General features: G+C 69.2%; 9 protein-coding genes. 6 read left to right on the top strand and 3 right to left on the bottom strand.

The window, feature by feature from the left end:
• Nucleotides 1-3: 3 nt before the first annotated feature.
• The gene (locus DI605_RS00540; protein WP_293968840.1) at nt 4-996 is read right to left on the bottom strand and encodes a L,D-transpeptidase; all 993 of its coding nucleotides are present in this window, start codon (nt 994-996) and stop codon (nt 4-6) included.
• Nucleotides 997-1132: 136 nt separating this feature from the next.
• Here DI605_RS00540 and DI605_RS00535 point away from each other — a divergent pair, with 136 nt between their 5' ends.
• Nucleotides 1133-1576: a response regulator gene (locus DI605_RS00535; RefSeq protein WP_293967782.1), complete on the top strand. Its 444-nt coding sequence runs from the start codon at nt 1133-1135 to the stop codon at nt 1574-1576.
• A 30-nt stretch (nt 1577-1606) separates the two neighbouring features.
• Here DI605_RS00535 and DI605_RS00530 read toward each other — a convergent pair whose 3' ends face one another.
• Nucleotides 1607-2935 (bottom strand): HAMP domain-containing sensor histidine kinase, encoded by a 1329-nt coding sequence (locus DI605_RS00530; RefSeq protein ID WP_293967780.1) that lies wholly within the window; start codon nt 2933-2935, stop codon nt 1607-1609.
• A complete protein-coding gene (locus DI605_RS00525) occupies nt 2932-3573 on the bottom strand; it encodes a response regulator transcription factor (RefSeq protein WP_293967777.1) in 642 nt (213 codons plus the stop codon). The genes DI605_RS00530 and DI605_RS00525 overlap by 4 nt, the downstream gene beginning before the upstream one ends.
• A gap of 62 nt (nt 3574-3635) precedes the next feature.
• Between DI605_RS00525 and DI605_RS00520 the strand changes: the two genes are divergently transcribed.
• The 5 genes from DI605_RS00520 to DI605_RS00500 all read left to right on the top strand — a co-directional run bounded on the left by DI605_RS00520 (nt 3636) and on the right by DI605_RS00500 (nt 11864).
• Nucleotides 3636-4730 (top strand): efflux RND transporter periplasmic adaptor subunit, encoded by a 1095-nt coding sequence (locus DI605_RS00520; RefSeq protein ID WP_293967774.1) that lies wholly within the window; start codon nt 3636-3638, stop codon nt 4728-4730.
• A 1-nt stretch (nt 4731) separates the two neighbouring features.
• Complete coding sequence (locus tag DI605_RS00515; RefSeq protein ID WP_293967771.1) at nt 4732-7800, top strand: CusA/CzcA family heavy metal efflux RND transporter; 3069 nt, start codon at nt 4732-4734, stop codon at nt 7798-7800.
• Nucleotides 7797-8099, top strand: a complete 303-nt coding sequence (locus tag DI605_RS00510; protein ID WP_293967768.1) for a DUF3240 family protein — start codon at nt 7797-7799, stop codon at nt 8097-8099. Before DI605_RS00515 ends, DI605_RS00510 begins: the two co-directional genes overlap by 4 nt.
• Nucleotides 8096-9346: a TolC family protein gene (locus tag DI605_RS00505; RefSeq protein ID WP_293967765.1), complete on the top strand. Its 1251-nt coding sequence runs from the start codon at nt 8096-8098 to the stop codon at nt 9344-9346. Before DI605_RS00510 ends, DI605_RS00505 begins: the two co-directional genes overlap by 4 nt.
• A gap of 124 nt (nt 9347-9470) precedes the next feature.
• Nucleotides 9471-11864: a heavy metal translocating P-type ATPase gene (locus DI605_RS00500; protein ID WP_293967762.1), complete on the top strand. Its 2394-nt coding sequence runs from the start codon at nt 9471-9473 to the stop codon at nt 11862-11864.
• Nucleotides 11865-12036 lie beyond the last annotated feature (172 nt).

Genomic DNA, 12036 nt, shown 5'->3' with positions numbered 1-12036 from the left:
GACTCACGGCGTCGGTGCGACCGCGTCCATGATCGTGATCTTGCGGCCCGTATCCTCGCCGACGCTGGATTGGGTGACGAGGATCGTGCTGCCCGGCACGAGCACGGCCTTCACCGCATTATAAAAGGCGCGGGGCATGCGCACGCGGTTGATTGTCGCCTCGTCCAGCTCGCGGCCGGCATCCTCGCCGTGGCCCGGCAGGCCGACATAGATCCAGCGCGGCTTGCCGTCCTTGCCCGTCGTGAGGCTGATGACGTGGCTGCCGGGATCGTCATCCTTGATGATCGCCACGCTGCGGCCAATCTCCTTGCCGTTGCGCAGCACCACCACCGCCTGATCCTGCTTGGAGACGATGATCGTCAGCGGGCCGGTGGGCGAAAGCTGCGGCTTCCAGCGATATTCGCCGGAGCCGAGCAGCGCCTGTTCGGCTGGCGCGCCGGTCGGCAGGATTGGCTGGATCAGGCCGGCGGGCGAGGAGCGGACATGATCGGCCTTGTCATCCTGCACGACCACGGTGGCTCCCAGCTTCGTGATGCCGAACAAAGCCTTGGCGAAGCCGAGCGGCAGATGGACGCAGCCATGGCTTTCCGGATAGCCGGGCAGGCCGCCGGCATGGAGCGCGATCCCGTCCCACGTCAGCCGCTGCTGATAGAACATCGGCGCATTATTATATTTGTTCGATCGGTGATCGGCATCCTTCTGCAGGATCGTGAATACGCCCGTCGGCGTCTCATAGCCGGGCTTGCCCGATGAAATGGTGGAAACCGCGATGCGGACGCCGTTGCGATAGACGGTCGCGCGCTGGCGCGAGAGATCGACATAGACGAGCAGCGGCCCGGCCGGCGAAACCTGCGGCGCCCACACCCACTGGCCGGGCTTCAGCGTGTCGGCGATGCGGGCCAGTTCCGGCGCGGAACTGACGGCGGCGCCCTGAGCGTGGACGGGGCCGGCGGCGGCCAGCAGGAGCGGCAGAAGGAAAGCGCGGCATGGTTTCATGCGCGCAACGTTAGAGCCGCCCGATCGTTCGGCAAGGCCGTTGGCGCGAGGCATCTCGTTTCAACTCTCAACGAGATATTCACCTTGTTCCTTTAGATCCATTTTTCGGGCCGAAACGGCCCCGGTAGAGGCCGTCATGACGAAGTTGCGTGTGCTTGTGGTAGACGATTCGCTCACGATCCGGGCGACGCTGGAGGAAATACTCCAGCGCGGCGATCGCTGCCGCGTGGTGGGCAGCGCCGCGACGATCGAGGAGGCGCGCGCCCTGATCCTGTCGCAGGATCCCGACGTCATCACGCTGGACCTCGCCCTGCCCGGCATGGACGGACTGAGCTTTCTTGACGAGCGGAAGGCGCCCCATCTGGCGCCGTCGATCGTGATCTCCTCCTCCACCCCTCCCGGCACGCCCGCGAGCCGGGAGGCGATGGCGCGCGGCGCAGCCGCCTGTTTCGACAAGGGCAGGCTCGTGGCGGAAGGGCCTCGGCTGGTGCGCGAATTGCAGCTGGCGGCGCTCACCCATCTGCGCCAGCGCGTGGCCAAGCTGGAACGCGATCTGAAATTGTCCGGCCAATCCTGCTGAGCCCCGGAGCGTTGTCCCCGCGCGCGCGGCTCAGGACGGCAGCGTAATCGACGCCAGCAGGCCGGAGCCTTCCTCCCGATCCCGCAGGCTCAGCCCGCCACCATAGAGCAGGGCGAGATCTCGCGTGATGGCGAGGCCGAGCCCGGCGCCCGGCTGCGTATCATCCAGCCTGACGCCGACATCGAGCACCCTGCCGCGTGCAGCGGGCGGGATTCCGGGGCCGTCATCCTCCACGCTGATGTGCGTTCCGGCCGGGTCTGTCGCCGCCGAGACGCGAACGGACGTGGCGGCCCATTTGCACGCATTGTCGATCAGGTTGGACAGCATCTCACTGAGATCGCCGGGATCGCACTGCACCGCGATTCGCCCCCCGATCGCGACGTGGATCGCGATGGCGCGCCCGGCATGGAGGCGGCGCATCGCTTCCGCGATGGGATCGACGAAGGCGCGCAGATCGCTGACCGCGCCGGCCCCGCGCGCGCCGGCGGCGGCGGCGCGCTTCATCTGATAATCGATCTGGCGCTGCATCCGATCGCATTGATCGAGGATGAAATGCGCGGCCTGATCGTGCCCCGCATTGGCGAGTTGCTCCGCCTCGCCCGCCACCAGGGCAAGCGGCGTGCGCAGATTATGGCCGAGATTGCCCGCCTCCACCCGCGCCCGTGCCACCAGCGCGGCCTGCGCCTCGATCAGTTCGTTCAGCCGGCGGACGATCCCCTCGAATTCGCTCGGTACGTCTTCCGGAAGGCGGCTGCGCTCGCCCCGGCGCAGATCGTCGATCCACAGGGCCAGCCTTTCCGTCGGCCGCAAGCCATAACGTACCTGGAGGATCGCGCCCGCCAGCATCAGCGCGGCGAAGGCGCCGAGCGAGATGGCCAGATCGGTGCGGAAGGCGTGCAGCTCGGCATCCAGCACGCGGCCGGACGCCGTGATGCTGTATCGCAGGCCGCCTTGACCAGCCCGATCGATCCGCAGCAGCCATTCGCCATGATCGCGCGTCCATGTCGGTTCGGCCTGTTCGCCGGGGCGGGATGGCAGCAGATGATGGCCGGCGAGCGAGGTGGAGGTCAGCGCCGCCCGCCCGTCCCGTTCGATCTGCCAGTAGAAGCCGGATCGCGATTCCTGGAAGCGGGGATCGGAAAGCGGCCGGTTCATGGCCGGCGCGCCGCCCGCGCCAACCGTGGTGAGGCTGGTCAGTTCGTCCAGATGATTGGTCAGATCGGCAACGAAAGTGTGCGTCACGTGGCGTCGGTAGAGCCCGCTGATGACGAAGCCCGCGATCAGCGTGCCGATGCCGATCCAGAGGAGCGAGGCGATCGCGAAGCGAAAGCGCAGGCTCTGGGTGCGCGAGGCGCTCACGGCATGAGCCGATAGCCGAAGCCGCGCATGGTGGCGACGCGCGCATGGCCGATCTTGCGGCGCAGGCGCCCGATCAGCACCTCCACCGTATTCGGATCGCGCTCCGTTTCCAGCGCATAGAGACGATCGAGGATCGCCTCGCGCGAGAGCGTGCGCCCGGGCTCCAGCAGGAAGGCGCGCAGGAGGCGGAATTCGTTCTTCGTCAGCTCGACCGGCGCGTCCGCCAGCCAGGCCTCGCCCGTTTCGGTGTCCAGCGCGAGCTGCCCCTCCTCCAGCCGGGCCACCACATGGCCCGCTACCCGGCGCGCCAGCGCGTGGAGCCGGGCGATCAGCTCCTCCGCGCGAACGGGCTTCACCAGGAAATCGTCTGCGCCCGCATTGAGGCCCTCCACCTTCTCCTCCCAGCTGCCCCGTGCCGTCAGGATCAGGATGGGGGTCGCCACGCCGCGCCGTCGGAGCAGCCGCACCAGTTCCAGCCCGCCCATTCCGGGCAGGCCGAGATCCACGATCAGCGCGTTGAAGCCGTCGCCCGCAAAGCCGGCCGCATCCTCCGCACTGGCGAGCCATTCGGCGGTGATGCCCGCGCGCGCGAGGCTGGCGATCGTGCGCCGCGCAAGCTCCGCCTCATCCTCGACCATCAAAATTCGCATGAGCGGCAAACTGACAGCATTTTGGCAGCTTCGCCAGATAGGGACGGGGCGTGGCCCACCTTTCCTTCTCGTCCGTCCGCGCGGTACCGCTCGTTCTTGCCGGCCTGCTCGCGGCCTGTTCGGGCGGGGAGGAGGCGAAGGCGCCGGAGCCCGCCGCCAGGCCCACGCCCAGCATGATCGCCCTCGCCCCGGCGGAGATGGCGCGGCTCGACATTGCCTTTGCGGCGGCGACGAACGCGACGGACATTCCCGTGGCGGAGGTGCCGGCGACGATCGCGCCGCCGCCCAATGCGCGCGTCGCGGTTGCGGCGACCATCCCCGGCGTCGTCACGCGGACGATGGTGGTGGAAGGCCAGCAGGTGCGCGCGGGCCAGCCGCTGGCCGTGATCGCCAGCCGCGAGGTGCTGGTGATGCAGGCGGCGATGGAGCGCGCGTCGGCCCGCGCCGGCGTGGCGCGCTCCACCGCGCAGAGGCTGGATCAGCTGGCCCGCGAGGGCGTGATCGCCGGTGCGCGCGCGGAGGAAGCGGCGGCATCCCGGCGCGAGGCGGAAGCGGATCTGGGCGAGCAGAGGCGGACGCTGGCCCTGATCCATGCCGGCCGCAGCGGCGGGAGCTACACGCTGGCCGCGCCGATCGCCGGCACGATCACCAAGGCCGCGATCCAGACCGGCATGCCGGTGGATGGGGCGAGCGCGCCTTATGTGATCGATGCGGCCGGCCGCTACGAGCTGACCGCGCAGCTGCCGGAGCGGCTGATCGGCGTGGTGCGCCCGGGCATGAAGGTGGTGCTGGATGACATGACCGGCACCGTCAGCAGCGTGGGATCCACCGTGGACATGCAGACCCGATCGGCGCTGCTGCGCGCGACCGTGCCCGCCTCGCCCGGCCTGGTCGCCGGGCGGGCGACGACCGTGACCCTGCTGAGGCCCGCCGATGCCGGCGCCATCGCCGTGCCGACCGACGCGATCGTCACGATCGACGGCAAGCCTGTCGTCTTCGTGCGCACGCCGCAGGGCGTGGCACGACGCGCGGTGACGAGCGCGGCCGCCGCCGGGGGACGCGTCGTGCTGCTGTCGGGCGTGAAGGCGGGCGAGCAGGTGGCGGTTTCGGGCACGAGCGAGCTCAAGGCGCTGGCGGCGAACTGAGATGCTGCGCGCGCTGGTCGCCTGGTCGCTTTCCTATCGATTGCTCGTGCTCGCGCTCGCGCTGGTCACGGCGGGGCTGGGCGCCTGGGCCTTCTCGACGCTGCCGGTGGATGCCTATCCGGATATCGCGCAGACGCAGGTGAAGATCATCCTCAAGGCGCCGGGGATGACGCCCGAGGAGGTGGAGACACGCATCATCGCCCCGATCGAGATGGAGATGCTCGGCCTGCCACGCCAGGCGGTGCTGCGCTCGACCGCCAAATATGCGGTGGCCGATGTCACGATCGATTTCGATGACGGGACCGATATCTACTGGGCGCGCCAGCAGGTTTCGGAGCGGCTGGCCGGGCTGCTGAAGGATATGCCGGAAAGCGTCTCCGGCGGGCTCGCCCCCATTTCCACCCCGCTCTCCGAAATCTTCATGTTCACGATAGAGGGGCCGCTCTCGCTGGCGGAGAAACGCGAGCTGCTCGACTGGACGATCCGCCCCGCGCTTCGCACCGTGCCGGGCGTGGCCGATGTGAATGCGCTGGGCGGCTATGTGCGCACCTATGAGGTGCGGCCCGATCCCATCCGGCTGGCGGCCGTTGGGCTGACGCCCGACGATCTGCGCCAGGCGGTCGAGCGCGGCAATCGCAACGATGGCGCCGGCCGCCTGGGCCATGGCGACGAGACGCTGATCGTGCGCGCGGTGGGCGCGATCCGCGATGCGGAGGATCTGCGCCAGATGGTGGTTGTCGCGAGGAACGACCGCATCGTGCGCCTTGGCGATCTCGCCATCGTCGGCGCGGGCAGCCTCACGCGCTATGGCGGGCTGACGCGCAACGGCAAGGAGGCGGTGGAAGGCCTCGTCCTGGCATTGCGCGGGGCCGACGCGCGCAAGGTGGTGGAGGGCGTGGAGGCGCGGCTGGAGGAGCTTCGCCCCGGCCTGCCGAAGGGCACCACGCTGGATGTATTCTATAATCGATCGGATCTGATCGAGCATGCGGTGGGCACCGTGCAGGAGGCCCTGCTCGAGGCGATCGTGCTGGTCGTGATCCTGCTGATCGTCTTTCTGGGCGATTGGCGTGCGGCGGCGATCGTGGCGACCACGCTGCCCATGGCGGCGCTCATCACATTCCTGATGATGCGCTACATGGGCATGTCCGCCAATCTGATGAGCCTCGGCGGGCTGGCCATCGCGATCGGCATGCTGGTGGATGGTGCGGTCGTGGTGGTGGAAAATGTCGTCGATCGGCTGGCCCATGCCGGCGAAAGCGCCGCGCCGCGCCTCAACATCGTGTTCCGCGCCGCTGCCGAGGTGATCCTGCCGGTTTCGGCCGGGCTGGTCATCATCGCGCTCGTCTTCCTGCCGCTGCTTTCGTTGCAGGGGCTGGAGGGCAAGTTGTTCGCGCCCGTCGCGCTGACGATCATGTTCTCGCTCGCGGCGGCGCTGTTGCTGGCGCTGACGCTGGTGCCCGTGCTGGCATCCTACGGGCTCCGGACCGGCCATCATGGCGAGCCGTGGATCATGCGCCGGCTCGCGCCGCTTTATCATGCGCTGCTGGTCTCCGCCTTTGCGCGCCGGCCAATCGTCTATGCGGTGGCGGCGATCGGGCTGCTCGTGGCGGTGCTGGCCTATGGCCGCGTCGGCAAGACCTTCATGCCGACGATGGATGAAGGCTCGGTGGTGATGCAGCTCACCAAGCTGCCCTCGATCGGCCTTGCCCGCTCGCTCGCCGTGGATGCGAAGGTGGAGCAGGCCGTGATCGCCGCCGTGCCCGAGATCGATGGCGCGATCGCGCGGACCGGGGCCGACGAGATCGGCCTCGATCCGATGGGCCTGAACGAGGGCGACATGTTCATGGCGCTGAAGCCGCGTTCCGAATGGCGCGGTACGAAGGAGGATATCGTCGCGGATCTGCGCAAGGTGATGGAAGGCATTCCCGGCATCGAGCCGGTCTTCACTCAGCCGATCGAGATGCGCGTGTCCGAGATGCTCACGGGATCGCGCGGCGATCTGGCGATCAAGATATTCGGGCCGGATCTGGCGACCCTTGCGGCTCTGGCCGGCCGCATCGAGGCGACCCTGCGTGGTGTGCGCGGCGCGGCCGAGGTGGTGACGGCGGCCACCAGCAACGTGGATTATCTCCAGCTCGACGTGGATCGCGCCGCGGCCGGCCGTTTCGGCCTGCCGGTCGATATGTTCGAGGATATGCTGCGCGCGCAGATAGAGGGCCTTCCCGCCGGCACCGTGATCGAGGCGCAGAAGCGCATCCCCGTCGTCATCAGGGGCGGTGACGAGATACGCGGCGATGCGGCCCGTTTCCGCGATCTGCAAATGGTGACCCCCACCGGCACCGTCGCCCGCGTGAGCGATATCGCCCGCGTGACCGAGACGCAGGGCCCCGTCATCCTGAGCCATGAAAGTGGCGGGCGCTATGCGCTGGTGCAGGCTTTCGTCTCCGGCCGTGATCTGGTCGGCTTCGTAGAAGAGGCGAAGGCGAAGGTGGCGGATGATGTGCCGTTGCCACCCGGCTATCGCCTCGTCTGGGGCGGCCAGTTCGAAAATCAGCAGCGTGCTGCTGCCCGGCTGATGCTGGTGGTGCCGGCCGCGCTGGCGATGATTTTCCTCGTCCTGTTCGCGACGCTGAAATCGCTGCGGGGTGCGCTGCTGATCCTCGCCAACATTCCCTTCGCGGCGGTGGGCGGGATCGTGTCGCTCTGGATTTCGGGCGATTTCCTGTCGGTGCCGGCATCGGTGGGCTTCATCGCGCTGCTGGGCATCGCCGTGCTCAACGGCCTCGTCCTCGTCTCCTATTTCCGGCAGCTGCGCGAGGAGGGCGTTCCGCTGGCCGATGCGGTCCGCCTGGGGGCCGAACGACGGCTGCGGCCCGTGCTGATGACCGCATCGATCACCGCCTTCGGCCTCGTCCCCCTGCTCTTCGCGACGGGGCCGGGATCGGAAATCCAGAAGCCGCTGGCGATCGTCGTCATCGGCGGGCTCGTGACCTCGACCTTGCTGACGCTGGTGCTGCTGCCCCTGCTGTACGAGCGCTTTGGCGAAAGCCCGGCGGAGAGCGCGCGATGACGGGCGACGTGCTGTTGCGGCTGACCTGCGCGACGGGCGATGTCGATCCGCTCGTCGATGCGCTGCGCGCCGTCAGCGCGCCGCCGATCCATGTGCGCGATGAAATGGTACGCGGGCTGGATTTCGCCGATGCCGGTACGGCCGAACGCGTGACGGGCGCGCTGCGCCGGAGCGCGATCGAGCTGACCGTGCACGACAGGGATCTGGATCGCCTGATCGATGCCGCCGCCGGCACGCGGCGGCGCCTGCCCGTGCGCTGGATCGTGCTGCCGGTCCTGCGCGGGGGGCGGATCGCATGAGGAAGTCTCTTGTGATCCTCGCCTTCTTCGTGCCGGCGTCGCTCGTGGCGCAAAGCGTGGGCGCGCCCCCGGGGGTGCAGCAGGCCGATCTGCCGCCGGTGGAGCGCGTGCGTGACGCGCTCGAGCATCATCCCTCGGTGATCGCCGCCGATGCGCGGGTGGAGGCGGCACGGGGCGGCGCCGATGCGCTGCGTGCGGGGCCGCACGAAGTGACGCTGCAGGGCACGATCTCGCGGCGTCGCGTGGATGCGGAGGGGCGCGATTATCAGGAGTTCGATGGCACGCTGAGCCGCGCGATCCGGCTGCCGGGCAAGGCATCGCTCGATCGCAAGGCGGGCGTGCTGGGCATCGAGATCGCGGAGAATCGCGCGGAGGATGCGCGCCACCAGGCGGCACTGGCGCTGGCCGAACTCTGGTATCGCTGGCTGGGGGCGAGCGCGCGGCATCGCAATGCCGTTGCGACATTCGAAAATCTCCAGAGCGCGGCGCGCGCCGTCGATCGGCGCGTGGCGCTGCGCGATGCGGCGGCGCTGGATGCCGATCAGGCGGGTGCGGCGCTGGCGGCGGCGGAGCTGCGGATCGGCGAGGAGGCCGCCACGCGCGACCGCGCCCGCGCCGAGCTGGCGGCGACCTTCCCGGCGCTGACCCTGCCGGGCGATGCGCCGGAGATCGCGGTGAGCGATCCGCCCGATTCCACGCTGGAAACGCTTGCGGCCGAGGCGGTGGAACGCAGCCACGACATCATCGCCGCGGATCGGGAAGCGGATCGGCAAGGCGCGCTCGCCCGCCGGTCGCGGCTCGATCGGGTGCCAGATCCCTCGCTCGGCTTCCGTGCCTTTCAGGAGCGTGGCGGCCAGGAAAAGGGGCTGGGCGTCTATGTCTCGATGCCGTTCGGTGGCGGTTATCGCAGGGCGCTGGCGGATCAGGCGGCGGGCGATGCCCGTGCCGCCACTGCCGATGCGGCGAATGTCCGCCTGGAGGTGGAGGCGCATTCGGCCGGCGATCTGGCGGAAACCCGCGCCCGGCTGAGCGCCTGGCGCAGCGCGCGGGCGGCGGTGGCCCGCGCCGACGCGGCGGCTGCGAAAATGGCGCGCGGGCAACAGGTGGGCGTGATCGATCTGGGCGATCGCCTTTATGCCGACCGGCTCGCTTATGAGGCGCGCGCGGCCGAGATCGATGCGCGCGTCGCGGCGGCCCATGCCGTGACCAGGATGCGCATCGACGCGCACAGCCTCTGGATCGAGTGAGCCGGGGCCTCCGGCTGCGCGAAAAGGGCGCCAGCCGCCATTTTTCGAGTGATGCATGCTAGCCAGGGGCCGGGCAAAAGGTGCAGTCTCCCGCCGTCAATTCCGGTTGGGAAGGAACAGCAGGATGAACGGTCCGCACGCCCATGAAGCGCATGGCGGTTCGGGCGGGGCGGTCGCGGCGGGGATGGAGACCGATCCCGTGTGTGGGATGCGGGTCGATCCGGCGGCGACCGCGCATCATGTGGAGCATGACGGCACGATCTATCATTTCTGCAGCGCCGGCTGCCGCGCGAAATTCATCGCCGATCCCGGCAAATTCACGGGAGGCGTGAAGCATGGCGGGGCGCCCGCGTCGCCGCATCCGCCAGCGCCGTCTTCGCGGCTGGCGTCGGGCTCCGTCTGGACGTGTCCGATGCATCCCGAGATCCGGAGGGATGGCCCGGGCACCTGCCCGATCTGCGGCATGGCGCTGGAGCCGGCCGAGCCGAGCGCCGCCGATGGGCCGAATCCCGAACTGATCGATTTCACCCGCCGTTTTTGCGTGAGCGCCGTGCTGGCGGTGCCGCTGCTGCTGCTCTCCATGGGCGCGGACATGTTGGGCGTGCATCTGGTGCCGATGCGCTGGTCGCCCTGGGTGCAGCTTCTGCTGACGGCGCCGATCGTGCTGTGGGCGGGCAAGCCCTTTTTCGAGCGTGGCTGGGCATCGCTCCGAAGCCGCCACTACAATATGTTCACGCTGATCGCGACGGGCGTTGGCGCGGCCTTTCTCTACAGCGTGGTGGCCACGGTCGCCCCGGATCTGTTTCCGCCCTCCTTCCGCGAACATGGCGGCATGGTGCCGGTCTATTATGAAGCGGCGGGCGTGGTGGTGGCGCTCGTGCTGCTCGGGCAGGTGCTGGAGTTGCGCGCGCGCGCCGCGACCGGCCGGGCGATCCGCGCGCTGATGAACCTCGCGCCCAAGACGGCGCGCCGGATCGGGCCCGATGGCGAGGAACGGGAAATCGGGCTCGATGCGGTGATCCGGGGCGATCGGCTGCGCATCCGGCCGGGCGACGCGATCCCGGTGGACGGGGCGGTGATCGAAGGGCGTTCCTCGGTCGACGAATCGATGCTGACGGGCGAGCCCGCGCCCGTGCTCAAGACGCCGGGTGCCACGCTCACCGGCGGCACCGTCAACGGGACGGGAAGCCTCGTGATGGAGGCGCGGGCCGTTGGCGCGGATACGATGCTGGCGCGGATCGTCTCCATGGTGGCGGAGGCGCAACGCAGCCGCGCGCCGATCCAGGCGGTGGCGGACAGGATTGCGGGCTGGTTCGTGCCGCTGGTGGTGCTGGTCGCGCTCGCCACTTTCCTGGTGTGGAATATCGTCGGCCCGCAGCCGCGCTTCGGCCATGCGCTGCTGAACGCCATTGCCGTGCTCATCATCGCCTGCCCCTGCGCGCTGGGGCTCGCCACGCCGATGTCGATCATGGTCGGCACGGGCAGGGGCGCGCAGGCCGGTGTGCTCGTCAAGAATGCGGAGGCGCTACAGGCGCTGGATGGTGTCGATACGCTGGTGATCGACAAGACCGGTACGTTGACCGAGGGCAAGCCCCGGCTGGTGGCGGTGGAGCCGGCCGCCGGATTCGAGGGCGATGCCGTGCTGGCGCTGGCGGCCTCGATCGAGGTGCGATCGGAGCATCCGCTGGCGCTTGCGATCGTCACGGGCGCCCGCGAGCGCGGGCTTGCTGTGCCTGTCGCGGAAGAGTTCGAATCGCAGACCGGGCTCGGCATCAGCGGCCTGGTCGACGGGCGGCGGGTGGTGGTGGGCAATGCGGCGCAGATGCGGCGCGTTGGCGCCGATGCCGCCATGCTGGATGGCGCGGCCGAACGACACCGGGCCGAAGGTGCGGGCGTGATGCTGATCGCGATAGATGGCGTCGCGGCGGGCCTGATCGCCGTCGCCGATCCCATCAAGGCATCGGCGGGCGAGGCGATCGCCGCGCTCCATGCCGAGGGGCTGCGCATCGTGATGCTGACGGGCGACAGCCGGATGACGGCCGAGGCCGTGGCCCGCACGATCGGAGGGATAGATGAGGTCCACGCCGATCTGCGCCCCGAGGACAAGGCCCGCATGATCGGGGAACTGAAGGCTGCGGGCGCGCGGGTGGCAATGGCCGGCGACGGCATCAACGATGCTCCGGCGCTCGCCGCCGCCGATGTGGGCCTGGCGATGGGGACGGGGACGGACGTGGCGATCGAGAGCGCCGGCCTGACGCTGACGAAGGGCGATCTTTCGGCGATGGTGCGCGCCCGCCGGCTGGCGCGGGCGACGATGGCGAATATCCGCCAGAACCTGTTTTTCTCGTTCCTGTTCAACGGGATCGGCGTGCCTGTGGCGGCCGGCGTGCTGTATCCCGTGGCGGGCATATTGCTTTCGCCAATGTTCGCCGGCGCCGCGATGGCGCTCTCGTCCTTCACCGTGGTGGGCAATGCGTTGCGGCTGAATGCCGTGCGCCTGGAGGGGGGCAGGCGGTGAAGCCGGCACATTGACCACCCCCAAAGGGATGCGTCTCGCCCGAAAGGAAGGGGATGCTTCGGCGAAGCGGACCCATTTCATCCCGAAGGAGAAAATGGCGCGCCCGGAACGATTCGAACGTCCGACCCTCAGATTCGTAGTCTCGCGATCGATCGTTTGATGGGCTGCGCTG

Origin of the sequence: Sphingomonas sp. (assembly GCF_003248515.1) — a bacterium.
In the GTDB taxonomy this organism is placed as follows: Bacteria; Pseudomonadota; Alphaproteobacteria; order Sphingomonadales; family Sphingomonadaceae; genus Sphingomonas_I.
Note: the sequence above shows the minus strand (reverse complement) of the source record. Positions and strands in the feature narration are given on the sequence as shown.

What these genes read in the sequence shown, in the direction of transcription:
- DI605_RS00500 (WP_293967762.1), top strand. Translation starts at nt 9,471, where the DNA reads ATGAACGGTCCGCACGCCCATGAAGCGCATGGCGGTTCGGGCGGGGCG.
- DI605_RS00505 (WP_293967765.1), top strand. Translation starts at nt 8,096, where the DNA reads ATGAGGAAGTCTCTTGTGATCCTCGCCTTCTTCGTGCCGGCGTCGCTC.
- DI605_RS00540 (WP_293968840.1), bottom strand. Translation starts at nt 996, where the DNA reads ATGAAACCATGCCGCGCTTTCCTTCTGCCGCTCCTGCTGGCCGCCGCC.
- DI605_RS00510 (WP_293967768.1), top strand. Translation starts at nt 7,797, where the DNA reads ATGACGGGCGACGTGCTGTTGCGGCTGACCTGCGCGACGGGCGATGTC.
- DI605_RS00525 (WP_293967777.1), bottom strand. Translation starts at nt 3,573, where the DNA reads ATGGTCGAGGATGAGGCGGAGCTTGCGCGGCGCACGATCGCCAGCCTC.
- DI605_RS00535 (WP_293967782.1), top strand. Translation starts at nt 1,133, where the DNA reads ATGACGAAGTTGCGTGTGCTTGTGGTAGACGATTCGCTCACGATCCGG.
- DI605_RS00515 (WP_293967771.1), top strand. Translation starts at nt 4,732, where the DNA reads ATGCTGCGCGCGCTGGTCGCCTGGTCGCTTTCCTATCGATTGCTCGTG.